Source organism: Azospirillum sp. OGB3 (assembly GCF_014192915.1).
In the GTDB taxonomy this organism is placed as follows: Bacteria; Pseudomonadota; Alphaproteobacteria; order Azospirillales; family Azospirillaceae; genus Azospirillum.
Genome location: NZ_JACHYN010000005.1, coordinates 106,658 through 128,562, shown reverse-complemented (window position 1 = coordinate 128,562; position 21,905 = coordinate 106,658). Strand labels below are relative to the sequence as shown.

The window sequence follows — 21,905 nt, the reverse complement described above, 5'->3', positions numbered from 1 at the left end:
AAAGACCGGCTTACCAGGCCGGGCCCCTCTGACAGTTCCCTGAACTGTGATGTCGGACTGGAGACATTCAGAGTGGCCCCCGCCCGCCCGCCCCTGCCGGCAGCGTTTCTGCCCTGTGCCTGGTCCCGCCAGTGGGTGCTGCTCTCTTGCCCTATGCTAGAGGAAGGCACCGCATGACCGATCTGTTCACAGCCGACGCGCTCGCCGCGCTGCTCCAAGTCATCGCCATCGACCTCGTTCTGGCCGGCGACAACGCCATCGTGGTCGGTATGGCCGCCGCGGCGGTGCCGCTGGCTCAGCGCCGCAAGGTCATCTTCTGGGGAATCGCCGCGGCCATGGGGCTGCGCGTGTTCTTCGCCCTCATCACCACCCAACTCCTCGCCATCATCGGCCTGACCCTGGCGGGCGGCGTCTTGCTGCTGTGGGTGTGCTGGAAGATGTTCCGCGAGTTGCGCAGCCACGGCGCGGACGAGATCGCCCCCGACGAGGCGATGGACGCGCCCGACCCCACTTCGGGCACCGTCACCGCCGGTGTGGCGGGTAACGCCGCCGTCGCGGCGGCCGGTGCGACCACCTTCGGCGCCGCCATCTGGCAGATCGTGGTGGCGGACGTGTCGATGTCGCTCGACAACGTGCTGGCGGTGGCCGGTGCGGCGAAGGAACACCCGACCATCCTGGTCATCGGTCTGGTCCTGTCGGTCGTCCTGATGGGCGCCGCCGCCAACATGATCGCGCATGTGCTGCACAAGCACCGCTGGATCGGCTGGGTCGGCCTCGCCATCATCTCCTACGTTGCGCTCGACATGATCTGGCGCGGCAGCAACGAAGTCCTCCGCCACATGGCGTGAGGACATGGCGTGAGGCCGGCCGCCGATCACGGTCGGGAACGTTGACCGGGGGCGCCCGCCGCACCATGACGGTGCCGGGCGCCCCCGTTCTTTTTTATCCGCCGTCAGACGGCGGCCGTCACCACGACCTCAATCAGGATCGACGGGTCGCCCAGGTCGGCGACGCCGATGGTGGCGCGGGCCGGCAGGTCGTCGCCGTTCAGCCACTCCAACCACGCGGCGTTCATGCCGTCCTTGGCCTTCATGTCGGTGATGAAGAGCTGGGCGGACAGCAGCTTCGTCTTGTCCGTGCCGGCCATGGCGAGCACGGCGTCGAGCTTCTTGCAGATCTGGGCGGTCTGCTCCTGCATGCCGACGCTGACGTCGTCGGCGATGATGCCGCCGAGGAAGGCGATGCCGTTGCTGACGACGACGCGGTGCATGATCTTGGTCTTCTCAACGCGCTTGATCACGAGAACTCTCCCGGTTTTGGTTGGTATCGGTGGGGTTGCGGGTCAGGGGGTTGGTTTTCAGGGGGTGACGGTGAAATCGACGTACTTGGCGGCGATGCGGGCCAGGGTGCCGTCCTGGACGACCGACGCGATGGCGGCGTCGAAGGCGGCTTTGAGGTCCGCGTCCTCCTTGCGCAGGCCGACGCCCACGCCGGGGCCGAACACCTCGGCATCCACCAGCGGCTTGCCGACGAGCTGGAGCGACTTCGAGGCGTCGGCCTTCACCCAGTCGGACGCGGTGGCGCCGGTGGTGATGGCGGCGTCGATGCGCCCGCTCTTCAGGTCGGCCAGCAGATTCGACGCGGTGTCGTAGTTCTTCAGTGACACCGTCTTGCCGAAATGCTTCTCGACGTAGCGGTAATGGGTGGTCGAGGTCTGGGCGCCGACCGACTTGCCGGACAGGGTGGCCTCCGTCCCGTCGATGCCGCCGCCGGTGGCCGCCACGAAATAGGCCGGCACGACCATGTAGGGGACGGAGAAGGCGATGGCCTTCGCGCGCTCCGGCGTGATGTTCATCGTCGCCATGATCGCGTCGTAGCGGCGCGACAGCAGGCCGGGGATGATGCCGTCCCAATCCTGGGCGACCAGGGTGCAGCGCCGCTTCATGCGCTCGCACAGGGCGTTTGCCAGCTCCACCTCCAGCCCGCCGAGCGTGCCGTCGGGAGAGGTCATGTTGAAGGGCGGGTAGGCGCCCTCCGTCGCGATGCGCAGGGGCGGGCCATCGGCGCGCGCTTCCGAGGAGACGGCCGCCGCGAGGGCGCACAGGCCCATCGCCAGCCCGAGGGCCAGACGTTTCATGGTGAACTCCGGTTTTGAAAGTCGGTAGGAGCCGTTTAGAGGGCGGCAATCAACTGGATCTCGACCAGCAGGTCGGGATCGGCGAGCCTGGCCTCGACGGTCGCGCGGGCCGGGGCGTTGGCGCGGTCCACCCAGGCGTCCCAGGCCGCGTTCATCGCCGCGAAGGCGGCCATGTCGGCGAGATAGACCGTCGCCGTCAGCAGCCGGCTCTTGTCCGTGCCGGCGCGCTCCAGCAGGGCGTCGATCTGGCGCAGCACGTCGCGGGTCTGCGCCGTCACGTCGTGGGTGACGCCGCCCATGGCCTCGAAATCGGCGATCTGGCCGCACAGGTAGACGGTGCCGTTATGAACGACCATCTCGCTCATCCGCGGGCCGCAATCGAAACGCTGAATCGTCAAAACATGGATCTCCTGTAAAGGCCGCTCCGCTGGAGCGGTCACGCGGCGGCCGCCGTGTGGCGGAATCGCTGGATGCGGAAGGCGTCGATGGGCAGGTCGCTCGTCCCGCGGGTGATCAGGTCGGCGGTGATCCGCCCGACGATCGGACCGAGCTGGAAGCCGTGGGCGGAGAAGCCGAAGGCGTGGAACACCCCCTCCTCCGTGCCGCTGGGGCCGATCACCGGGATGTCGTCGGGCATCCGCGCCTCGATCCCAGCCCAGGCGCGGACAATGGTGGCGCTGCGCATGATCGGGAACAGGTCCCACACCGTGCGGGCGTTGGTGGTGACCTTGGCGAAGTCCAGATCCGTCCGGTTCTCGTCGCGGTGGGCGCGGCCCAGCAGCCCGCCGCCGATCAGCACCGTCCCGTTGGGAAACTGCTTGAAGGACAGGGTGCGTCCGGTCGCCCCGACCACCGGCTTCAGGAAGGGCGGCACGCGGGCGGTGATCATCAGCATGGGCGCGATGACCTCCAGCGGCACCGGCTCGCCGAGCTGGGCGGCCAGCCGGTCGGCCCAGGCCCCGGCGCAGTTGACCAGGACCGGCGCCTCATGCGCCACGCCGTCCACCGTCTCCACCCGCCAGTTGCGGCCCGAGCGGGCGACCCGCGCCACCGCCGCCCCCTCGTGGAATCGCGCACCCAGGCTCTCCGCCTTGCGCTTGAAGGCGAAGGTGGTGCGGTAGGGGATGGCCGCCCCGTCGCGACGGGACACCAGGGCGCCGAGGCAATGCTCCGCGATGGACGGGACGAGGCGGCGCAGTTCCGCCTGATCCACCACCTCCTCGTGCGTGAAGCCGAGCGCTGTGAGCTGGGCCGCCCGCTCCCGGCAGGACTCCAGCTCCGCCTCGGTCTCCGCGACCTTGAGCTGGCCGTGGCTTTCGAAGCCGCAGTCGTCGTCCACGAGGTCGCGGATGCCGTGCCACAGCGCCATCGAGGCGACGGACAGCGGCACCTCCGCGGCATGGCGGCCGAGCTGGCGCACCCCGCCGGCGTTCACGCCGGAGGCGTGGCGGCCGATGTGGTCCTTCTCCAGCACCAGCGCCCGGACCCCGCGCAGGGCGAGGTGCAGCGCGGTGGAGCAGCCGTGCAGGCCGCCCCCGACGATGATGACGTCCGGCTCCGCCATGGCGTCCCCCCTGCCCGGTCAGTGGTGCATCACGGCGGCCACCTCGTCCTCGGCCTTGGGCAGCGAGGCGAGTTCGGCCAGCGTGATCGGCTTCACCGGCGGGCGCAGCCGGTAATAGCCGACCTCCGCCGGGGAAACGCCGCGGGCGTCGGCGATGACCTCGACCACGGTCGGGCCGCACAGCCGCCCCTGGCACGGCCCCATGCCGCAGCGCAGGAAGGACTTGGTCTGGTTCGGCCCGCTGACGCCCAGTTTCACGGCCTCGCGCACCTGCCCCGCCGTCACCTCCTCGCAGCGGCAGACGATGGTGTCGTCGGCGGGCACGCGGAACTCCCGGCCCGGCCGGTAGAGCGCGTCGAGGAAGTCGCGGCCGCGCAGCGCCCGGTCCAGCGCCTCGCGGTGCGGGGCGGCGTCGCGGTCGCGGGTGGCGCGGTCGATGGCGCCCAGCCGGTGCAGGGCGTCCAGCGCCGTCAGCCGGCCGCGGTGTTCCGCCGCCAACGCGCCGCCGATTCCGGCCCCGTCGCCGGCGATGGAGACTCCCTCCACCGACGTGGCGCCCCAGCCGTCGACGTCCGGCACCCAGCAGCGCTGCGCCTCGTCCCAGGACTGGGCGCAGCCGGTGGCGTTGGCGAGGTTGATGTTGGGGATCACCCCGTGGTGCAGCAGGAGCGTGTCGGCCGGAAGGCGCTGCTCCGCCCCATCGCCCTGACGATAGACGACCGTCTGCACGCGTCCGTCGCCCTCGGCGCGCAGGGCGGAGACGTTGCCGATCACCTTGACCTTGCGCCGGACCTCAAGCAGCAGCTTCAGCCCCTTGCCGACATAGCCGGAGCGGGCGAAGGCCGGCAGAAGCGGCATGGCCTGCCGCCAGTTCTCACGCGGCGTGGTGTCGAGGATCGCGTCGATGCGCGCGCCGGCCCGCAGATACTGCCAGGCGAGCAGCCAGAGCAGCGGCCCGCTGCCGGCCATCACCACCCCGCCCGAGGCGACGAGGCCGGAGGTCTTCAGCAGGATCTGCGCCGCCCCCGCCCCCATCACGCCGGGCAGCGTCCAGCCGGGGATCGGGAAGGGCCGCTCCAGCGCGCCGGTCGCCAGGATGACGTGCCGCGCCGGCAGGATGCGCGCAGCCCCGTCGCGCGACAGGCCGATGTCGAGCGTGCGCGAGACGCTCCACACCGCGGTGCCGGGCAGATAGTCGGCGCCGCTGTCGCGGAACGGCCCGACCAGATCGGCGCCGTGCCAGTAGTCGGTCCCGAGCACGCTGGGATTCTTCACCGGCGAGCGGGTGATGGCGCGGTAGATCTGGCCGCCGGGGGCCGTCTGCTCGTCGAGCAGGACGGTGGACAGGCCGCGCGTGGCGGCCAGCGTGGCGGCGGCGAGGCCGGCCGGGCCGGCGCCGATCACCGCCAGATCGTAACGAGGCTTCAGGTCGGTCACCGCTCGATCTCCCGCTTGCCGTTCTGGGTTTCCACCCGCATGCCGGGGCGCACGCGGATCTGGCAGCCCTGCTGGTTGCCGGTGCCGTCGATGGTCACCAGACAGTCGAAGCACACGCCCATCATGCAGTAGGGGCCGCGCGGCGCGCCGGACACCGGCGTGGTCCGGCAGGCGCCGACCCCGTTGGCGAGCAGGGCGGCGGCGACGCTGTCGCCGGACAGCGCCTCGGCCGGGCGGCCGTCGATGGTGAAGGAGACGCGCTCTCCGCCCGCGTCAGGCAACCGCTGGAACATGGAACCTCCGGGCGCTGAAGGCCGAGAATTCGTCGGGCAGGGTGCCGGCGGCGATGTGCGGCGCCAGCGCCAGCGCGTGGTTGGCGGCGAGCGTCACGCCGCTGTGGCAGGTGGCGACGAAGGCGCCGGGCATGGTGGTGGACTGCTCGTAGATCGGGAAGCCGTCCGGGGTCAGCACGCGCAGCGCCGCCCAGGTCCGCACCACGTTCAGCTTGCCGAGCAGCGGGAAGATGCGCAGCGCGCGGTCGGCGATGGTCGAGGTGACGCCGTTGCGCACCGTGGTGTCCAGCCCGGCATCCTCGAAGCTGTCGCCGATCATCACCCCGCCCTCGTCGGTCTGGCGGATGAAGCCGACCGGGAAGTTCAGGAAGGGGGCGGTCTTCTCCGTCACGATGACGTGACCGCGCTCCGGCCGCACCGGCGCGTCCAGCCCGACCATGGGGGCCAGCCGGCGGGCGTCGTGGCCGGCGGCGATGACCACCTTGCCCGACCGCACCTCGTCCCCCGAGGCGGTGACCATGCGGAACCCGCCGTCGCGCGGCTCGATCCGCTCCACCCGGTGGTGCGGACGGTAGGAGACCCCGGAGAGGCTCATCCCGCTGTGCAACGCGCGCAGCAGCTTCAACGAGTTGCAATGGCCGTCGAGCGGGCAGTAGCTGGCCCCGACCACGTCCTTGCCGATGAAGGGCATCTCCTTCGCCACGGCGGCGCGGTCCATCATCTCGTAGTCGTAGCGGACGACGTTCGGCTGGTTGTGCAGGCGGCGGAGCTGGCCGGCGCGCCGTTCCATCTCCTCCTCCGACAGCAGGGGCAGGAAGCCGCCCGGCCGGCGGTAGCACACGTCGATCCCGGTCTGCTCCTGAAGCCGCTCGGCGAAGCCGGTCCAGGTGTCGGAGGACATCTTGGTCCAGCCGGCGTATTCCGGCAGGCCCAGCCCCTTGCCCTGCACCCAGACCAGGGCGAAGTTGCCGCGCGACGGGCGGACGGCGACGTCCCCCTCGTCGAGGACGGCGACCGTCTGCCCCTGCTGGGCGAGGCCCCAGGCGATGGCCGACCCGACCAGCCCGCCGCCGATCACGGCGACGTCGCAGTCGGACCTCGTTCTCTCGGTCATGGTGACGCTCACTCCTGTCCGCGGCCGACCAGCAGCCGCTCAAGCCCGTAGAGCCGGTCGAGCACCAGCATCGCCGCCACCGTCATGAAGATCAGCGAGGCGGACACCGCGGCGACCAGCGGGTCGATGTTGTCCTGGATGTAGAGGAAGAGCCGCACCGGCAGCGTCGTCGTCTCGGGCGAGGCGATGAAGACGGTCATCGTCACCTCGTCGAAGCTGTTGATGAAGGCCAGCACCCAGCCGCTCGCCACGCCCGGCAGGATCAGCGGCAGCGTCACCCGCCGGAAGGTCGTCCAGGAGGTGGCGCCGAGCGAGGCCGCGGCGTTCTCGATGGAGCGGTCCATGCCGGTGGAGGCCGCCAGGATCAGCCGCAGCGCGAAGGGCAGGATGATGACCACATGGCTCAGCACCAGCCCGGCGAAGGTGCCGCCCAGCCCGATCTGCGTGAAGAAGCGCAGGAAGGCGATGCCCAGCACGATGTGCGGCACCATCAGCGGCGACAGGAACAGCGCCGTGATCGCCTCGCGCCCCCGGAACTGGTGGCGGGCGATGGCCAGCGCCGCCGGGACCGAGAAGGCCACCGCGATGGTGGAGCTGACCGCTCCCAGCAGCAGGCTGTCGCGGAAGGCCCGCGCGAATTCCGGGTTGTCGCCGATGGCCTTGAGCCAGCGCAGCGACAGCCCCTCGGTCGGCAGCGACAGATAGCCCTGCGAGGTGAAGGCGACCACGCAGACCACCAGGATCGGCGCCAGCAGGAAGGCCAGGAACAGCGTGTGGAAGACCAGGGCGACGGGGCCGTTGCGGTTCATTCGAACACCTGCTTGTAGCGACGTTCGACCAGCCGGTTGCAGCCGACGATGATCACGATGTTGGCGAGCAGCAGAAGCATCGCGATGGCGGCGCCCAGCGGCCAGTTGAGCGTGTTCAGGAACTCGTCGTAGGCCAGCGTCGCCGCCACCTTCAGCCGCCGCCCGCCGATGATCGCCGGGGTGGCGAAGGCGCTGGCGGCCAGCGCGAAGACGATGATCGAGCCCGACAGGATGCCCGGCACCACCTGCGGCAGAACCACCCGGCGCAGCACGGTGAAGGGCTTGGCCCCCAGCGACAGCGCCGCGTTCTCGACCTGCGGGTCGAGCCGCTGCAGCGACGCCCAGACCGACAGCACCATGAAGGGCACAAGAACATGGGTCAGCGCGATGATGACGCCGGTCTCCGTGTACATGAACTCGATCGGCGTCGCGATCAGCCCGACCGCCATCAGCGCCGTGTTGATGATGCCGGTGGAGCCGAACAGCAGCGCCCAGCCGAGCGTGCGCGACACCACCGAGATCAGCAGCGGCCCCAGCACGATCAGCAGGCACAGGCCGCGCCAGGGAGACCGCATCCGGCGCAGGATGTAGGCCTCCGGCGCGCCGAGCACGGCGCAGAGCAGGGTCACCACCACGGCGATGCGGAAGGTGCGCAGGAAGATCTCGTGGAAATAGTCGTCGGTGACGATGTCGATGTAGTTGCCGAGCTGCCAGACGTCCTGGATGCCCGTGTAGAATCCGAAGCTGTTCAGCGACAAGAGGCCGGTCATGACCAGCGGCACCAGCAGCAGCACGGCGAACAGCGCCAGCGCCGGCAGGCTGAGCAGATAGGGCGCCAGCGGGCGGCGCTCCGGCCGCGGCGGCGGGGCGGAATCGGCTGCCGTGTCTGGAGAGTCGATGAGGGATTTGGCCAGGGATTTATGGGCGTCCACGGCGGTCATGCCTCACCCGCCATCACGCGCATGTCCTCCGCCCGCCAGCCGAGCATGACCGGCTCGTTCTCCGCCGGCAGGGTCTGGCCGTCGTGCTGGCGGATCACCGTCAGGTCGCCGGCCTCCGTGCGGATTTCGAACAGCCATTGGGTGCCCTGGAAGACCCGCGCCCGGACGAGACCCGGCACGCCGGCGCCGTCCACGAAGCGGACCTTCTCCGGCCGCACGGTCAGCAGGCCGGGGCCGTCCGGCACCTCCGCCGCGACCGGCCACGCCGTGCCGGCCACGTCGATCCGCCGCCCGGCGCCGTCGCGGCGCACCGTGCCCTGGAGCAGGTTGGTGCGGCCGAGGAAGTTGGCGACGAAGGCGCTGGCCGGGTTGTCGTAGGCGTCCTGCGGGGCGGCGACCTGCTCGACCCGGCCCTTGTTCATGATGACCACCCGGTCGGACAGGGCCATCGCCTCCGCCTGGTCGTGGGTGACGAGGATCATGGTGGTGCCGACGCTGCGCTGGATGCGTCGCAGCTCGATCTGCATCTCCTCGCGCATCTTGGCGTCGAGGTTGGACAACGGCTCGTCGAGCAGCAGCAGGCTCGGCTTGATGACCATGGCGCGGGCCAGCGCCACGCGCTGCTGCTGGCCGCCGGACATGCGCCGCGGGTAGCGGTCGCCGAAAGCCCCCAGCCCGACGAGCTGGAGCGCGTCGCGGACCATCCGGTCGCGGTCGGCGCGCGGGATGCCGCGCATCTCCAGACCGAAGGCGACGTTCTCGGCCGCCGTCATGTGCGGGAACAGGGCGTAGCTCTGGAAGACGATGCCGAGCCCGCGCTCGTTGGGCTTCTTCGCCAGCAGGTCGGCGCCGTCCAGCGTGACGCGCCCCGCGCTGGGATCGAGGAAGCCGGCGATCATCTGGAGCGTCGTGGTCTTGCCGCAGCCCGACGGGCCGAGCAGCGAGACCAGCTCCCCCTTCTCCACCGTCAGGGACATGTTGTCGACGGCGACCCAGGGGCCGAACCGCTTGGTCAGCCGATCGAGGACTAGGTAAGGCATGGCGTCGTCTCCCACCAAGAAGCCTGGAAAACTCCGGCCCGCCGCGGGTGCGGGCCGGAAGCGGCGGTCAGCGCTCGATCTCGCGGGTCCAGCGCTTGTTCCAGGCCTCGCGGTTGGCGTTGATGGTGTCCCAGTCCACCACCAGCAGCTTGCCCATCTGCTCGGGGCCATAGGGGATGCCCACCTGCTGGTCGGCGGTCAGGGTGACGGTCTTGTTGACCGGGCCGAAGCCGGCGCCGGTCGCCATCACGGTCTGCACCTCGGGCGACAGCATGTGCTGGATGAACTGCTGGGCCGCCTCCGCCTGCTTGCTGCCGGTGATGGCGCAGGCCGCCGAGGCGAGCACGACGCCGCCCTCCTTCGGGTAGACGAAGGCGGCGGGGAAGCCGGTGTCGGCCAGCGCCTTGGCGCGGCCCGAGCCCCAGACGGCGACGGTGGCCTGCCCGCTCTGGAACAGCTCGGTCATCTTGCCCGGCGACGGCTCGTAGGCGAGCACGTTCGGGTTCACCTTGTCCTTGAAGGCCTTGAAGCCGGGATCGATGGACTTCTCGCCGCCGCCGTCGAGCCGCGCCATCATCACCAGCGCGTGCAGGCCGTAGCTGTTGTTGATCGGCGGGACGACCAGCTTCTTGCGGAACTTGGCGTCCTCGATGTCCTTCCAGGAGGCGGGGGCGGCCCAGCCGTTCTCGTCGAAGACCTTCTTGTTGTAGACGATGCCGGTGCCGACCGCGCCGACGCTGACCGCCTTGCCCGAGGGGATCTTCGCCAGATCGTAGAGGTCGTCGTAGACCGGCGCCTTGGCGATGTCGGTGCAGAAGCCCAGCGCCACCGCCTGGTACATCGGACCGTCGTCCAGGATCACCACGTCGATCTGCTGGTTGCCCTTCTGGGCCTGGAGCTTGGCGAGGTTGTCGGTGGAATTGCCGGCGACATACTCGACCTTCACGCCCGTCTTGCTCTCGAAGGCCGGGATGATGTCCTTGCGCATCGTTTGCTCGAAGGACCCGCCGTAGGCGGCGACATACAGGGTCTTCTGCTGCGCCTGCGCGACACCGCATCCCAGGGCGGCGGTTGCCATCAGGCCGTACACCAACGCTCGCATCTGTCCCTCTCCTGTTCTGGTTCGTTTCCCAGCGGTGCGCGTTTTGTCGCACCCCCGAAGCGTCGCGCCCCGCTGGCATAATCGTCAAATCGAATTGTTGGCGGTGTCTATAAACAAATGTTATGCTGCAACGCATCCGCCACGTTTGGACCGCCCCCGAATGCTCAATCCCCGCCAGATCGAGGCGTTCCGCGCCGTCATGCTGAGCGGCGGAATCACCGCGGCGGCGGAGCTTCTGAACATCTCCCAGCCGGCGGTCAGCCGCCTGATCGCCGACCTGCAATACGCGCTGAAGCTGACGCTGTTCGAGCGGCGCGGCTCGCGCATCGCGCCGACCAGCGAGGCGATGTCGCTGTACCAGGAGGTGGAGCGCTCCTTCGTCGGGCTGGAGCGGATCGAGCAGGCGGCGCGCGACCTCCAGGAGCGGCGGGCGGGCACGCTGCGGGTGGCCGCCATGCCGGCGATGGCCATCGGCTTCCTGCCGCGCTTCGTCGCCCGCTTCCTTGAGGAGCGGCCGCGGGTGGACGTGTCGCTGTGGGGCAGCAGTTCCCCGCAGGTGCTGGATTGGGTGGCCGCCGGCCAGTGCGAGCTGGGCTTCGGCCAGTCGGCGGTGGAGCACGCGACGGTGCTGTGCGAGCGGATGCCGCGGGTGCGGGCGGTCGCCGTGGTGCCGAGCGACCATCCCCTGGCCGCGCGCAAGCGGCTGGTCCCGGAGGACTTCGCGGGCGAGGCCTTCATCGCGCTCGGCGCCGCCACGCTGATGCGCTATTCCATCGACGCGATGTTCGCCGAGCACGGCGTCGCCCGGTCCACGCGGGTGGAAACCCAGCTCACCATGATCGCCTGCGCCATGGTCGCCGCCGGGGCGGGGATCTCCATCGTCGATCCCTTCACGGCGCAGGAGTATGCCGGGCGCGGCGTCGCCATCCGCCCCTTCGAGCCGGCCATCACCTTCGAAATGGCCGTGCTGCATTCGGCGCAGCGGTCGCTGTCCACCCTCGCGCAGGATTTCCTGGGGGAGTTCCGCGACGCCGTCGCCACCTTCCGCCTGCCCGAGCCGGAGTGAGTCCGGATCAGCCCCGGATTCAACCGCGGGTGTGGAAGTGGCTGAGGAAGGCGCGGGTGGCCTCCTGCTGCGGCCGGTCGATGACGTCACGCGCCGGCCCCTCCTCCACGATCACGCCGTCGCGCATGAAGATCACACGGTCGGCGACCTCGCGGGCGAAGGCGATCTCGTGGGTGACGATGATCATCGTCATGCCCTCGGCGGCGAGGTCGCGCATCACCCCCAGCACCTCCGACACCAGCTCCGGGTCGAGGGCAGAGGTTGCCTCGTCGAACAGCATCACCTCCGGCTCCATGGCCAGCGCGCGGGCGATGGCGACGCGCTGCTTCTGCCCGCCGGACAGCCGGTCCGGGTAGGCGTCGGCCTTGTCGGCCAGCCCGACCTTGGCGAGCAGCCGGCGCCCGATGGCCTCGGCCTGCGCCTTCGGCATGTTCTTGGCGGAGACCGGCCCCTCCATCACGTTGCCCAGCACCGTCATGTGCGGGAACAGGTTGAAGTGCTGGAACACCATGCCGGTGTTGGAACGGAACTTGGCCTGCGCCTTGGGCCGGGGCAGCGCCTTGCCCGTCTCGAAGTCGAAGGCGTCGCCGCCGATGCGGACCCGGCCGCCGTTCGGCACCACCAGCAGGTTCAGGCAGCGCAGCAGCGTGGACTTGCCCGACCCCGAGGGGCCGATCAGCGCCACGACGGCGCCGGGTTCCACCGTCAGGTTGATGTCGCGCAGGACGACCAGCTCGCCGAACTGCTTCCTCAGCCCGGCGACTTCGATCTTGGGGATGTTCATGGAAAGGGGCCTCTCGCGTTGGATCGCCGGGTGACCTTTAATGACCGGAACCTTCAATGACCCGTCTGGAGCTGCTTCTCGCCCCGCTTCACGATGGCCGTCAGGGGGACCAGCACGACGAAGTAGATCAGCGCGACGATCGTGTAGACCTCCAGCGGACGGAAGGTGTCCGTCGCGGCGACCTGCCCCTGGTAGAGAAGGTCGGGCACTGCCACCACCGAGACCAGCGAGGTGTTCTTGAACTGGATGATCGACTGGTTCATCAGCGGCGGGATCATGCGCTTGATCGCCTGGGGCAGCACGATGCGCCGCATCACCTTGGCCGGCGTCAGGCCGAGCGCCAGTCCGGCCTCCGTCTGGCCGGCCTCGATGGAGACCACGCCGCCGCGGATCACCTCCGCGTAGAAGGACCCGCCGTAGAGCGACAGGGTGAGGACGGAGGCCGTGATCGCGTCGATCTGGATGCCGGTCAGCATCGGCAGCGCGTAGTAGAACCACAGAAGCTGCACCAGCAGCGGCGTGCAGCGGAACAGCTCGATGTAGGCCCAGGAGATCCAGCGCAGCACCGCGAAGCGCGAGAGCTGGGCCAGCCCGCCGACCAGCCCGAGCAGCAGGCCCAGCACGACGACGGCGGCCGTCAGGCCGATGGTGACCAGCGTGCCATTCAGGAACAGCCAGCGGTATCCCCAGAGCATCTCGAAGTTGAAGGTGTACATGGCGGGCCTGCTTGCAAAACTTCGGAACGGCGGCCGAACCCCGGTGGGGCCGGCCGCCGTGCGTCATCGGAACCCAGGTCCGTCGGGGGGCCTTTAAAAAGTGATGCCTTCCGGGATGTCGCTCATGGCGATGTCCACCTTGGCAAGGCTGTTCACCACCGCCTCGCGGATCAGGCCCAGGCCCTGGGCGTAGACGATCCAGGTGTTCACGAAGTCGCGCAGGGTCTTGTCCGTCTCGCGCCGCACCGCCGCGTTGGAGGTGGAGCCGAAGACCGGGCGCGGCACGATCACCTTGCCCAGCGACGGGTCGCGCTTCACCGCGCGCACGCCGCCCATCCAGAAGATCGACTGGGCGTCGGCCCGGCCACTGCGCACGGCCAGCGTCGCCTCGTCCAGCGACTTGAAGCGGATGAGCTGGGCGTTCGGGCAGAGGCGGCTGGCCACCTGGTCGTGGGCGGAGCCGACGTCCACCGCGATCTTCACCTCCGGCTTGTTCATGTCGGCCCAGCTCTTCGGCTCGAAGCCCGGCTTGGCGATGACGACCAGGGCGCTGTTGTAGACCGGGACCGTGAAGTCGACGGCCAGGGCGCGTTTCGGCGTCGGGTTCATGCCGAACATGACGTCGATCTTGTTGGCCTGGAGGTCGAGGATGGCGTTGCCCCAGGTGGTCTCGACCACCTCGATGCCGACGTCCATGTCGGCGGCGAGCGCCGAGCCGATGTCCCAGAACTGGCCCGACCACTGGCCGGTCGTCTGGTCCTTCATGATCCAGGGGGCGCCGGTCGCCACACCGCCGATGCGCAGCTTCTTGGCCTTCAGGACCCGGTCGAAGGAGCTGCCGCCCTCCTGCGCCGCCGCCGGGGCGATGCCCGCCGCCATGGTGGCCCCGAACGCCCCGACCGCCGCGCCGGCGCCCAGAAACCCAGCCAGTTCCCTGCGATTCACCATGTCCGTCTCCCTTGTGGTCCGTCGGGCTGTCCGACCGGATGTGTCGTGACGTGTGTGTTCAGGCCGTTCCGTGTTCGTTGACCGGCCGCCGCCGCGGCTTCGCGTTGTTGGGGCGGCCCGGGGGAAACCGAGGCGCCCGGAGTGTTCCCTCGGCCGTCAGGCGAGCGCGATGTCGCGCGCGTGCCGGGCGACGGCCTGGAGCTTCTCGGTGGTCTCATTGGTCGGCGCGGTCAGCGGCAGGCGCACCCCGCCGACCGGCATGCCGGCCATCGCCATGAAGGCCTTCAGCGGGCCGGGGTTGGTTTCCAGGAAGATGGAATTCACCACCGGGTCGATTTGGGTCTGCTCGGCCAGCGCCTCGTTCAGCTTGCCGGCGCGCGCCAGCTCGAAGATGCGCAGCCAGATCTTCGGGTAGATGGTCGCCGAGGCCAGCACGCCACCCCGCGCGCCCAGCGCGACGTGGGTGGCGAACAGCGGCTCCTCGCCGCTCAGCACCGAGATCTTGTCGCCGGCGTACTTCATCGTCTTGATGAATTCCGGCATGTCGTAGGAGGAGAACTTCATGCCGATGATGGAGCCGTCCTCGGCCATCGCCTGCACGCCCTCGGCGGTGACCGCCACGGTGGTGCGGCGCGGGATCTGGTACAGCATGACCGGCACGTCCACCGCGTCGCGGTAGGCGCGGAAATAGGCGCGCATGCCTTCCTGGGTGCCGGCGGCGTAATAGGGGGTGACGGTCATCACCGCGGCGGCCCCGGCGGTGGCGAAGTCGCGCCCCGCCTCGACCGCGTCCTGGAAGCCGGTGGACAGCACGCCGGGTATCACCGGCTTGCCGCCGGCCTCCTCCACGCAGGCGGCGACGACGCGCTTGCGCTCGTCCCGCGACAGGGCGGGATACTCGCCGGTGCCGCCGATCGGCACGACGCCGGATGCCCCGGCATCGAGCTGGTGGCGCACCAGCCGCTTCAGGCCGGCGACGTCGACGGAACCGTCGACCGTCAGCGGCGTGACGATGGCGCTGAACAGGCCGCTGATCTCCGAATGGGTGAGTGCCATGGGGTCCTCGGATTTCTTGAGCGTGGCGTTTGAATCGCGGCGTGGCGGTGCGGTGCGGCCGCAGGGCGGCCTTGCCCCCGCGATGCGGGAAGCCGGATTGGGACGATCGGAAAAACGCGCGATGAAAAGAGTTCGATGAAATCGACAAAGACCGGCGCACCGCCGGAAATCCGTGCCTGAACCCACACCCTGCGTGACGCGTCTCACCACCATGCTGGGCGGTGCCGGAGTGAACGGAGCGATGGAAGCGTCGCTTATGGGACCTTCGGACTGGCCCCGTTCACATCCGATGTCCAAGATGTCACATCATTTTTCACTTCGCTGCAACAACAAATCGTATCATGGACAAAAAAGTACGATACGATAAAAACGGCCGATCAGTACACGTCAACGTGGCCGTTCCACCGTCCCCGTGATGTCGGCAACGGTCGATGCGCCGAGGAATCCCATGGTGGTCAAAAGCTCGCGCCGGACCATCTCCAGCACCGCCTGCGCACCCGCCGCCCCGTCGGTGGCCAGCCCGTAGAGAACGGCACGGCCGAGCAGCACGCCCTGCGCTCCGAGGCCCAGATAGCCGGCGACATGGCTGCCGCGCCGCACCCCGCTGTCGGCCAGGACGGTCACGCGGTCGCCGACCCGCCCGGCGATGTCCGCCAGACAGCGCACGGGGTGAATGGCGTGGTCCAGGTTGCGGGCGCCGTGGTTGGACACGACGATTCCGTCCACCCCCAGGTCGGCCGCCTTCTCCGCGTCGTCGGCGCGCAGCACGCCCTTCAAAATCAGCTTGCCCTTCCAGGCGTCCCGCAAGCTCCGCACGTCGTCCCACCCCACGTCCTGGGCGAGGCCGATCTCGTTCCCGACGGTGACCCGGCCCAGCGCGGTGCGGAACTCGTCGGGATAGTGGGCGTAGGTCGGCACGCCGCCGTTGCGCAGATACTTGGCGAAGACCCCGGCGAACCAGCGCGGGTGGGCGAGACAGTCCAGCCCGGCGCGCAGCGACGGCTTGATCGGAATGCCGAAGCCGTTGCGGATGTTGTATTCGCGGTTGGGCGTCACCGCCGTGTCCACGGTCAGGACCAGGGCCTCCGCCCCGGCCCGTTCGGCGCGCCGCACCAGTTCGCGGGTGCGCTCACGGCTGCGCCAGACATAGAGCTGGAACCACAGCCGCGCCCCGGATTCCCCGGCGATCCGCTCGACGGAGGTGATGGACTGGGTGGAGACGCAGAAGGGAATGCCGACCGCGGCGGCGGCCTTGGCCAGTTCCACCTCGCCGTCGTACCAGACCAGCCCGGCCACGGCGGTGGGTGCCACGACCAGCGGCATGGGCTGGTCCACCCCGAACAGACGGGTGGCGGCGTCGCGTTTCGACACGTCCACCAGCACGCGCGGCTTGAAGACAAGGCCGTCGAGCGCCGTTTTGCTCGTCGCGATGCCGGTTTCGTCCTCGGTGCCGCGGTCGATGTACTCGAACAGGCCACGCGGCAGGCGGGACCGCGCCCGCCGCCGGGCCTCGGCGATGTTGAGCGGCGCGGTCACACCCATTTCCCCGGTTCGTGGGAGAGGACGCGCGCCTTGCGCGGTTCGCTGGATATGCCCATCGGGAGTTGCTCCGGCAAAAATTATCTTTTCAGGAAGAATTTTTCGTATGCTAGACATTGTGCAACAATATCGTCAACGTCCGATCGCGCCGGCCGATTGTTCGCGTCACCGATGTCCATCCCGGATCCGAAGCCACAAGGACCTGTCCGATGCGTGACCCACAGGCTCTGCTGACGTCGCTGCGTACGCTCCTGGGGGAGCGCCATGTGGTCACTCGGGCGACCGATCTCGAACCGCTGACGCGGGACTGGCGGGGCCGCTACCAGGGTACGGCGCTGTGCGCCGTCTACCCCGCGGACACCGAGCAGGTGGCGGCGACCGTCCTGCTGGTGCGCGAGCATGGCGGGAAGATCGTGCCGCAAGGCGGCAACACCGGCATGTGCGGCGGCGCCACGCCCTTCTCGGAGGAGACGGTGGTGCTGCGGCTCGATCGGCTGAACCGGGTGCGGCAGGTCAGCGCGCTGGACAACACCATGACGGTGGAGGCCGGCTGCATCCTGGCCGACCTGCAGGCCCGCGCGCAGGAGGCCGGGCGCCTGCTCCCGCTCAGCCTGGGGGCGGAGGGGAGCTGCCAGATCGGCGGCAACATCGCGACCAACGCCGGCGGCACGGCGGTTCTGCGCTACGGCCCGATGCGCGACATGGTGCTGGGGCTTGAGGTGGTGCTTCCCGACGGCTCGGTGATGAACGACCTGAAGCGGCTGCGCAAGGACAACAGCGGCTATGCCGTGCGCCACCTGTTCATCGGGGCGGAGGGCACGCTGGGCATTGTCACGGCGGCGGTGCTGAAGCTGTTCCCGCAACCGCAGGCAAGCGCCACCGCCATGGCCGGCGCCGGCCATCTCGACCAGGCGCTGGAGCTTCTGGCCTCCGTCCGCTCCCGTCTCGGCGACCGGGTCAGCGCCTACGAGGTCATGTCGCACTCCCAGATGCAGCTCGTTCTCGACCATATTCCCGGCTGCACCCTGCCCTTCGCGGAGCCGCACCGCTGGTACGTGCTGATCGAGGCGGAGGACAGCTTCGCCGCCATGGACCTGGCCTCAATTCTCGAGGACTGCCTTGCCGACGCGCTGGAGCGCGGCCTCGTCGCCGACGTCGTGATCCCGAAGAGCGGCGCGCAGCGCGAGGCGCTGTGGCGCCTGCGCCATTCGGTGTCGGAGGCGAACAAGGTCTCCGGCATCAGCGTCTCCTACGACACCGTGGTGCCGCTCGACGGGCTGGGCGACTTCGCGGCGGAGACGGAGCGCGGCGTGCGCGCCGCCTTCCCGCAGGCGCGGCTGCTGTTCGTCGGCCATGTCGGCGACGGCAACCTGCACGCGGTGATCCATTTCGACCACGACGCCTTCCCGTCCCGCGCCGATTTCGAGACGGCGGCGGGGCGGATCAACGAGATTGTCGACAGCGCGACGCTCGCCTGCGATGGTTCGATCAGCGCGGAACACGGGATCGGCTTCAGCAACCGCAAACGGCTCGCCAACTCCATCGACCCGGCGCGCTACCGGCTGATGACGCAGATCAAAGCGTTGCTGGACCCCGACCATATGATGAATCCTGGAAAGGTTCTGGTGTTCGAGGACCCTCAATGAAGCGGCCCGCCCTGACGACCAAGCATGTACGACGAATCGCGACACGACAGGCGGCGGACGACACCATGGATGTGATCGACAGGCCCGACGCGGCCACCGCCGCTTCTTCCTCCCAGAACGGGGCGGACGGGGAGCTGGACCTCGGCGTCCGGCTGAAGAATCTGCGCAAGCGGCTGGGACTGACGCTCCAGCAGGCGGCCGACCGCACCGGGGTCGGGGTGTCCACCCTGTCCAAGATCGAGCGGAACGAGCTGTCGCCGACCGTCACCACCCTTCTGAAGATCGCCGCCGGCTTCGAGATGGACGCCGCGGCGATCATCGGCGGGCCGACCCCGGCGCTGCGCGTCGCCGGCCGCCGCTCGGTGACGCGGGCGGGCGACGGCCGCCCCTTCCCGACCGGCACCTGCAACAACGCCTGGCTCTGCCCGGACCTGACGAACAAGGTCATGACCCCGATCATGACCACCGTCGTCGCCCGCTCCATCGACGCCTACCCGGAGTGGGCCAAGTACGACGCGGAGCTGTTCCTCCACGTCCTGTCCGGCACCCTGATCGTGCACAGCCAGATCTACGAGCCGCTGCGGCTGGAAGCCGGCGATTCCATGTATTACGACGCCAGCACCCCCCATCTCTGGGTGTCGGAAGGCGATGGGGACGCCCGAGTGCTCTGGGTCTACGCCAAGTACCAGTGATGTCCGGCATTTCGGCTGCGGCCGGATCACGGGGCTCCCAGTGGGACCTCGACGACCTCACCGAACCGACACGGCGAACAGCACCGGCACCTCGACGGTGGCCGGACGGGGCGGTGGCGGAAAGGGGGCGGTCCGGACGACCGTCTCCAGCGCCGTCCGCTCCAGCACCGCGATTCCGGGTCCGGACAGAACGGCCAGGGAGTCGCCCTGAACGCTGCCGTCGCGCCGCACGGTGAAGCGCACCAGCACCGTCCCGCCCAACCGCAACCGCTGCGCTTCCGCCGGCACGGCGAGACGGGCCTGAAGGCGGCGGCGCACCTCCTCCAGATAAACGCGCATGGCGTCCGCTCCACCGCCGCCCGCAGCGGCGTCGGCATCCGCCGGGGCGGGGCTGTTCGCCGTTCCGCCCGACGGGCCTGTTTCGGCCGGCCCCTCCCGCTCCCCAGGCATTTCGGCCCGCGGCGCGGGCGTCTTTGCCGGGCTGGCCGGTGACGGGTTCAGGGTGACCGCCGTCACCGGTTTCACCGCCGGCTTGCGGGCCGGAACCGGCGGCGGCAGTACCGATGGCGCCGCCGCGGGTTGATCGGAGACTTCGGGAACCGGCGCATCGGAGGCCGGACTGTCGTCGGGCGCCGGGTCCGGTTCGGCGGTTGCCGTGGCGGGCGGAGGCTCGGCGTTTGCTTTTCCGCCACTGTCCGGGCCTCCCCCCGCGTCCGCCGCCGCTTCCGCGCCGCTTCCCAGAACGATATCGACGCTGACCGCCTCCGGAACCGGCACGGCCGGCGTCTCGGCCGCGGCGATCAGCAGACCCAGCAGGGCGGCATGGGCCAGGGCGGACAAGGCGAATGCCCAAGGTGCCCACGGCCCATCCCCTTCACCAAGGCTCACCGTATCGCCGGCACGCATGCCGTCCATGGTCAGGCCCCGCGATCAACCCACCCTCCGCCGCGTCAGAACTGGTAGCGCGCCCCGAGGTAGAAGCTGCGCCCCTCCTCCGGATAGCCGTCCATGAGCTGGTAGTTGCGGTCGGTGATGTTGCGGACCACGGCCTCTGCCTCCACCCCCTTGACGATCTCGTAGGAGACCTTGAGGTTGGCCAGCGCGTAGGCGCCGGTGCGGTAATAGGCGGTCTGCGCGGAATTGCTGGTCCAGCGGGTCGAGGAAACCTCCAGCGACGGCACGACGTGCAGCGCCTCGACGGGTTGGACATCGGCGTAGGCGAACAGCTTGTGCGTCGGCGTGCCGGTCGGCTTGGGCTCCGGGGTGCCCGTGGCGTCGAGCGTGCGGACCAGCAGCGTGTAGTTGCCGCCGATCTCCAGCCACTCGGACAGCAGCGTGCGCGCCGACAGTTCGAAGCCGCGGTCGAAGCCGGACCCGACGTTGCGGTTCTGCGTCACCGACTGGCCGTTGTATATCATGTTGACCGACTGGATGGCGTCGGTCAGGTCGTTGACGAACACCGCCCCTTCCAGGCGGGTGTTGCCGAAGACCTGCTCGGACGCGCCGATCTCGTAATTGATGGCGCGTTCCGGCTTCAGCCCGGGATTCGACACGGCCCCGCCGAAGCGCGAACTGAAACGCTCGAACAGCGTCGGGAAGCGGGTGCGGCTGGACACGCTGGCGTGGGTCTCGCCGGTGGCGCTATGGTGCCAGACCACCGCGCCCTGCCAGTTGAAGGCGTCCATGTCCTTCGTCGGGTAAGTGACGAAGCGGCCGGTGTTGGTGCCGTCCCAGTCCTGGGCCTTGCGCAGGTCGCGCCAGTCGTAGCTGACGCCGGCCACCACATCCACCGCCCCGGTGGCGTGGAAGGTGTTCTCAAGCGCGACCGAATAGGTGTCCTCGACGCTCTTCTGGGTCGGCTCGCGGAAGCGCGGCGCGTAGAGGGTCTGGAACTCCTCGTGCTCGTCGCGGCGGACGTGGATGGCGCCCTTCAGCGTGTTGCGCGGGATCAGGTCGGTGCCCAGTTCCACGCCGCCGCCATAGGCGCGGTCGTCATAGATGCTGGTGAAGGCCCGCGACGTGCTCTGCCGGACGTAGCGGCGGTCGTCGTAGGAGTCCAGCTTGTTGTCGAAGGTCGAATGGAACAGCCGCGTCTTGATGTAGGACTTGTCGCCGAGCTGCGTGCGCGAATTGAAGGACAGGTTCTGCACCGCCCATTCCGGCCATTTCCAGTAGCGCATGGTCTGGCTGCTGGCCGGGTCGTCGGTGTGCAGCGGGGCGCCCTTCGAGCCGTTCTGCTTCAGCACGTTGAAGGAATATTCGTCGGTGTCGTTGGGCGTGATGCCGAACTTGGCGTTCACCCGCCAGTCGCGGCTGTCCGACCCCTCGCGCCGGCCGCCATTCTCGTTGGCGGTGGGTTTGTAGTCGTCGGACAGGCGGAAGAACGTCTGCTCGACCTTGGCGATGCCGCCCTGGACGTAGAAGCGCTCCTGCTTCGTCCCGGCGCTGGCGCTGGTCAGGTAGCCGGAGAAGGCGCCCGTGGCGTCGAGGTTGATGCCGGTGCGCAACTCGCCTTCCAGCTCGCGCGTCGGCTTGCGGCTGACGAGGTTGATCGAACCGCCGAGCCCGCCCGGCCCATCGAGAACCGACGCGTAGCCCTTGGCCACCTGGATCTCGGCGAGATCGCCGGTCAGGAAACGGCCGAGGTCGAAGCGGTTGTCCGCCGGCAGGTAGAGCTGCACGCCGTCCAAATAGAGCGGCACCTGGAACCGGTCATAGCCGCGCACCGTGACGTAGCGCTCGTTGCGCGGGCCGCGGGTGGTGGCGATGCTGACGCCCGGCAGCAGGTCGAGCGCGCGGTCCAGCCGCTCGCGGTTGAAGCGGGCGATGTCCTCCGACGTCAGGGCGGAGCCGCCGACCGGGGTGCCGCCGGCCGCCTGGGCCGTCGCGTTGATCTGGCCCAGCCGGTAGACGGGTTCTTCGGGTGCGGCGGTCTGAGTGGTGGATTGAGCCAAGGCGGGGGCGTTCTGCGCGGCGGCCAGCACGGCCGACGACGCAGCGGCAAGCAGCAATCGTCTCATC

At 69.4% G+C, this 21,905-nt stretch carries 22 protein-coding genes; 4 read left to right on the top strand and 18 right to left on the bottom strand.

Going from position 1 to position 21,905, the window contains the following annotated elements; genetic code table 11:
- Nucleotides 1-173 precede the first annotated feature (173 nt).
- Nucleotides 174-848, top strand: coding sequence for a TerC family protein (locus FHW79_RS12905; protein ID WP_183179297.1), 675 nt, complete (start codon nt 174-176; stop codon nt 846-848).
- A 104-nt stretch (nt 849-952) separates the two neighbouring features.
- Here the strand turns inward: FHW79_RS12905 and FHW79_RS12900 are convergent, their stop codons facing one another.
- From FHW79_RS12900 to FHW79_RS12850, 11 genes are all read right to left on the bottom strand, one after another.
- Nucleotides 953-1,300 (bottom strand): RidA family protein, encoded by a 348-nt coding sequence (locus tag FHW79_RS12900; RefSeq protein WP_035680290.1) that lies wholly within the window; start codon nt 1,298-1,300, stop codon nt 953-955.
- Between the two features lie 57 nt (nt 1,301-1,357).
- On the bottom strand, nt 1,358-2,137 hold the full coding sequence (locus tag FHW79_RS12895) for a transporter substrate-binding domain-containing protein (protein ID WP_183179296.1): 780 nt from the start codon (nt 2,135-2,137) through the stop codon (nt 1,358-1,360).
- Between the two features lie 35 nt (nt 2,138-2,172).
- Nucleotides 2,173-2,535 carry a RidA family protein gene (locus FHW79_RS12890; protein WP_183179295.1) on the bottom strand — a complete coding sequence of 121 codons (363 nt, stop codon included), beginning with the start codon at nt 2,533-2,535 and terminating at the stop codon, nt 2,173-2,175.
- A 38-nt stretch (nt 2,536-2,573) separates the two neighbouring features.
- Nucleotides 2,574-3,701, bottom strand: coding sequence for an FAD-dependent oxidoreductase (locus FHW79_RS12885; RefSeq protein ID WP_183179294.1), 1,128 nt, complete (start codon nt 3,699-3,701; stop codon nt 2,574-2,576).
- A gap of 18 nt (nt 3,702-3,719) precedes the next feature.
- Complete coding sequence (locus tag FHW79_RS12880) at nt 3,720-5,138, bottom strand: NAD(P)/FAD-dependent oxidoreductase (protein WP_348984136.1); 1,419 nt, start codon at nt 5,136-5,138, stop codon at nt 3,720-3,722.
- The gene (locus FHW79_RS12875) at nt 5,135-5,431 is read right to left on the bottom strand and encodes a (2Fe-2S)-binding protein (RefSeq protein WP_145675382.1); all 297 of its coding nucleotides are present in this window, start codon (nt 5,429-5,431) and stop codon (nt 5,135-5,137) included. The genes FHW79_RS12880 and FHW79_RS12875 overlap by 4 nt, the downstream gene beginning before the upstream one ends.
- Nucleotides 5,412-6,545, bottom strand: coding sequence for an FAD-dependent oxidoreductase (locus tag FHW79_RS12870; RefSeq protein WP_183179293.1), 1,134 nt, complete (start codon nt 6,543-6,545; stop codon nt 5,412-5,414). The genes FHW79_RS12875 and FHW79_RS12870 overlap by 20 nt, the downstream gene beginning before the upstream one ends.
- An 8-nt stretch (nt 6,546-6,553) precedes the next feature.
- Nucleotides 6,554-7,354, bottom strand: coding sequence for an ABC transporter permease (locus FHW79_RS12865; RefSeq protein WP_183179292.1), 801 nt, complete (start codon nt 7,352-7,354; stop codon nt 6,554-6,556).
- Nucleotides 7,351-8,295 carry an ABC transporter permease gene (locus FHW79_RS12860; protein ID WP_183179291.1) on the bottom strand — a complete coding sequence of 315 codons (945 nt, stop codon included), beginning with the start codon at nt 8,293-8,295 and terminating at the stop codon, nt 7,351-7,353. The genes FHW79_RS12865 and FHW79_RS12860 overlap by 4 nt, the downstream gene beginning before the upstream one ends.
- Complete coding sequence (locus tag FHW79_RS12855; RefSeq protein WP_183179290.1) at nt 8,292-9,335, bottom strand: ABC transporter ATP-binding protein; 1,044 nt, start codon at nt 9,333-9,335, stop codon at nt 8,292-8,294. Before FHW79_RS12855 ends, FHW79_RS12860 begins: the two co-directional genes overlap by 4 nt.
- 67 nt (nt 9,336-9,402) lie before the next feature.
- Nucleotides 9,403-10,437 carry an ABC transporter substrate-binding protein gene (locus tag FHW79_RS12850; protein ID WP_183179289.1) on the bottom strand — a complete coding sequence of 345 codons (1,035 nt, stop codon included), beginning with the start codon at nt 10,435-10,437 and terminating at the stop codon, nt 9,403-9,405.
- 160 nt (nt 10,438-10,597) lie between these two features.
- Between FHW79_RS12850 and FHW79_RS12845 the strand changes: the two genes are divergently transcribed.
- The gene (locus tag FHW79_RS12845; RefSeq protein ID WP_183179288.1) at nt 10,598-11,503 is read left to right on the top strand and encodes a LysR substrate-binding domain-containing protein; all 906 of its coding nucleotides are present in this window, start codon (nt 10,598-10,600) and stop codon (nt 11,501-11,503) included.
- Between the two features lie 19 nt (nt 11,504-11,522).
- Here the strand turns inward: FHW79_RS12845 and FHW79_RS12840 are convergent, their stop codons facing one another.
- From FHW79_RS12840 to FHW79_RS12820, 5 genes are all read right to left on the bottom strand, one after another.
- A complete protein-coding gene (locus tag FHW79_RS12840) occupies nt 11,523-12,287 on the bottom strand; it encodes an amino acid ABC transporter ATP-binding protein (protein WP_183179287.1) in 765 nt (254 codons plus the stop codon).
- Between the two features lie 53 nt (nt 12,288-12,340).
- On the bottom strand, nt 12,341-13,003 hold the full coding sequence (locus tag FHW79_RS12835) for an amino acid ABC transporter permease (RefSeq protein WP_183179286.1): 663 nt from the start codon (nt 13,001-13,003) through the stop codon (nt 12,341-12,343).
- 93 nt (nt 13,004-13,096) lie between these two features.
- Nucleotides 13,097-13,951, bottom strand: coding sequence for a transporter substrate-binding domain-containing protein (locus FHW79_RS12830; RefSeq protein WP_183179285.1), 855 nt, complete (start codon nt 13,949-13,951; stop codon nt 13,097-13,099).
- A gap of 156 nt (nt 13,952-14,107) precedes the next feature.
- The gene (gene dapA, locus FHW79_RS12825; protein ID WP_183179284.1) at nt 14,108-15,007 is read right to left on the bottom strand and encodes a 4-hydroxy-tetrahydrodipicolinate synthase; all 900 of its coding nucleotides are present in this window, start codon (nt 15,005-15,007) and stop codon (nt 14,108-14,110) included.
- Between the two features lie 387 nt (nt 15,008-15,394).
- Nucleotides 15,395-16,549 (bottom strand): alpha-hydroxy acid oxidase, encoded by a 1,155-nt coding sequence (locus FHW79_RS12820; RefSeq protein WP_183179283.1) that lies wholly within the window; start codon nt 16,547-16,549, stop codon nt 15,395-15,397.
- 206 nt (nt 16,550-16,755) lie between these two features.
- Here FHW79_RS12820 and FHW79_RS12815 point away from each other — a divergent pair, with 206 nt between their 5' ends.
- Entirely contained in the window at nt 16,756-18,192 is a 1,437-nt protein-coding gene (locus FHW79_RS12815; RefSeq protein WP_183179282.1) for an FAD-binding oxidoreductase, read from the top strand.
- Complete coding sequence (locus FHW79_RS12810; protein ID WP_183179281.1) at nt 18,189-18,884, top strand: XRE family transcriptional regulator; 696 nt, start codon at nt 18,189-18,191, stop codon at nt 18,882-18,884. Before FHW79_RS12815 ends, FHW79_RS12810 begins: the two co-directional genes overlap by 4 nt.
- Nucleotides 18,885-18,941: 57 nt before the next feature.
- On the opposite strand, the gene FHW79_RS12805 is transcribed toward FHW79_RS12810, so the two are convergent.
- Together FHW79_RS12805 and FHW79_RS12800 are read right to left on the bottom strand one after the other, a co-directional pair.
- Nucleotides 18,942-19,724 (bottom strand): TonB family protein, encoded by a 783-nt coding sequence (locus FHW79_RS12805; protein ID WP_247884343.1) that lies wholly within the window; start codon nt 19,722-19,724, stop codon nt 18,942-18,944.
- A gap of 110 nt (nt 19,725-19,834) precedes the next feature.
- A complete protein-coding gene (locus tag FHW79_RS12800; protein ID WP_247884342.1) occupies nt 19,835-21,904 on the bottom strand; it encodes a TonB-dependent receptor in 2,070 nt (689 codons plus the stop codon).
- Between the last annotated feature and the right edge of the window lies 1 nt (nt 21,905).

Coding starts and splice junctions, on each gene's coding strand:
- FHW79_RS12905 (WP_183179297.1), top strand. CDS start 174: ATGACCGATCTGTTCACAGCCGACGCGCTCGCCGCGCTGCTCCAAGTC.
- FHW79_RS12895 (WP_183179296.1), bottom strand. CDS start 2,137: ATGAAACGTCTGGCCCTCGGGCTGGCGATGGGCCTGTGCGCCCTCGCG.
- FHW79_RS12885 (WP_183179294.1), bottom strand. CDS start 3,701: ATGGCGGAGCCGGACGTCATCATCGTCGGGGGCGGCCTGCACGGCTGC.
- FHW79_RS12875 (WP_145675382.1), bottom strand. CDS start 5,431: ATGTTCCAGCGGTTGCCTGACGCGGGCGGAGAGCGCGTCTCCTTCACC.
- FHW79_RS12870 (WP_183179293.1), bottom strand. CDS start 6,545: ATGACCGAGAGAACGAGGTCCGACTGCGACGTCGCCGTGATCGGCGGC.
- FHW79_RS12865 (WP_183179292.1), bottom strand. CDS start 7,354: ATGAACCGCAACGGCCCCGTCGCCCTGGTCTTCCACACGCTGTTCCTG.
- FHW79_RS12860 (WP_183179291.1), bottom strand. CDS start 8,295: ATGACCGCCGTGGACGCCCATAAATCCCTGGCCAAATCCCTCATCGAC.
- FHW79_RS12855 (WP_183179290.1), bottom strand. CDS start 9,335: ATGCCTTACCTAGTCCTCGATCGGCTGACCAAGCGGTTCGGCCCCTGG.
- FHW79_RS12850 (WP_183179289.1), bottom strand. CDS start 10,437: ATGCGAGCGTTGGTGTACGGCCTGATGGCAACCGCCGCCCTGGGATGC.
- FHW79_RS12845 (WP_183179288.1), top strand. CDS start 10,598: ATGCTCAATCCCCGCCAGATCGAGGCGTTCCGCGCCGTCATGCTGAGC.
- FHW79_RS12840 (WP_183179287.1), bottom strand. CDS start 12,287: ATGAACATCCCCAAGATCGAAGTCGCCGGGCTGAGGAAGCAGTTCGGC.
- FHW79_RS12835 (WP_183179286.1), bottom strand. CDS start 13,003: ATGTACACCTTCAACTTCGAGATGCTCTGGGGATACCGCTGGCTGTTC.
- FHW79_RS12830 (WP_183179285.1), bottom strand. CDS start 13,951: ATGGTGAATCGCAGGGAACTGGCTGGGTTTCTGGGCGCCGGCGCGGCG.
- dapA (WP_183179284.1), bottom strand. CDS start 15,007: ATGGCACTCACCCATTCGGAGATCAGCGGCCTGTTCAGCGCCATCGTC.
- FHW79_RS12820 (WP_183179283.1), bottom strand. CDS start 16,549: ATGGGTGTGACCGCGCCGCTCAACATCGCCGAGGCCCGGCGGCGGGCG.
- FHW79_RS12815 (WP_183179282.1), top strand. CDS start 16,756: ATGCGTGACCCACAGGCTCTGCTGACGTCGCTGCGTACGCTCCTGGGG.
- FHW79_RS12810 (WP_183179281.1), top strand. CDS start 18,189: ATGAAGCGGCCCGCCCTGACGACCAAGCATGTACGACGAATCGCGACA.
- FHW79_RS12800 (WP_247884342.1), bottom strand. CDS start 21,904: ATGAGACGATTGCTGCTTGCCGCTGCGTCGTCGGCCGTGCTGGCCGCC.